Origin of the sequence: Endozoicomonas sp. SESOKO2 (assembly GCF_024606245.1) — a bacterium.
Taxonomy (GTDB): Bacteria; Pseudomonadota; Gammaproteobacteria; order Pseudomonadales; family Endozoicomonadaceae; genus Endozoicomonas_A.
The window spans coordinates 1-1,239 of the sequence record NZ_JAHHPQ010000622.1 but is presented as its reverse complement, the minus strand read 5'-3'; the positions used below and the strand labels follow the sequence as shown (position 1 = coordinate 1,239).

The 1,239-nt window shown below is 50.3% G+C and carries 2 protein-coding genes; both read left to right on the top strand.

Annotated features, from left to right (window positions below):
- A partial coding sequence (locus KDK17_RS15360) for a hypothetical protein (protein WP_257288449.1) occupies window positions 1-698 on the top strand: 698 nt, incomplete at its 5' end.
- Between the two features lie 304 nt (window positions 699-1,002).
- On the top strand, window positions 1,003-1,239 hold a 237-nt coding region (locus KDK17_RS15355), incomplete at its 3' end, for a hypothetical protein (RefSeq protein WP_257288448.1).

Here is a 1,239-nt window from a genome sequence, read left to right as displayed (position 1 = left end):
ACGTACTCGTGATCGATGAGGGTGGCCAGACGAGGCCATGCGGGAGGGGCTGTGAGAATGCTAATGCCCTGTCGTATCACAAAAAAAGAGACCACAACGAGCAACAAATCTGTGACGTGGATGTGGTCAGAGAGGACGGTAAAAAGCAGAGATGCGGGATGGTCTGCAAAAATGCTCTATCTCTGTCATCTCACAAAAAAGTAGTCCACAGCGGGCAACAAACCTGTGACGAGACTCTGGTCGGGGACGATGGCCAGCCACGGCCATGCGGGCTTGTCTTCAAGAATAATCCATCTCTAAGGGTTCATAAAAGCAGATACCACACCGGGCAAAAAAACTGTGACATGACCGTAGTTGGAGAGGATGGCCAGCAGTGGCCCTGCGGGACAGTCTGCAAAAATGGTCGCGTCCTGGTGCAACACAAAAGCAAATTCCACGGTGAACAAAAAATATGTGACGTGTTAGGAGTCAGGGAAGATGGCCTGCAATGGGCATGTGGGGCGGCTTTCAAGAGCGCCCGCGCCCTGTCGGATCACAAAAGCGAATGCCACTCCGGGCAAGAAATCTGTGACGCCACCGTGATCGGGAAGGATGGCCAGCAACAACCATGTGGGACAGTCTGTAAGAATGTTATGGCGCTGTTGGAACATAAGACAAGACATCGAAAACGCAAGGTGGTTGATGTGAATCAGGAGTGATGACTTCTGCCCGGACTCAAAAGGTAAAGTGAATGAATTGCTGGATACAGCTGCTGAGCCGCAATATGTGTCCTGGAAATCCTATAAAAAAGTGCATATGGAGTATTGAAAAATCTGTTCTTTAGATCTGGGAATTCTGTTTGATTTTGTGCATGATTGTGCACTGGCCAAAAGCCATTGGAGGCTGCTAATTCGCCTTTAGTGGAAATGCCATCATCAATAGGTATGAAAAACACAGGCATTTTCCGATTAGATTGATCATACGGCATAGGATTACGTTTGCCGTGACTGGGGGAGACACCGCATGTTCGAGGCTAGTGCCGTATTTAAGCCTGAATTCATCCAGCAGAGTCCAGCCAAACTTTGGGAGGCTATTTCTCCACAATACAGCGTGGATGAGTCAGCCTTGCTGGCACAGCTGACCGGTTTGGCCAGGCCTGATCCGCAGCAGCTCGCTGCAGTGACCCGACGAGCCACCGACCTGGTCGAACAGGTTCGAGCCCGGGAAGATTCCACTCATATGATTGACTCCATGCTGTTG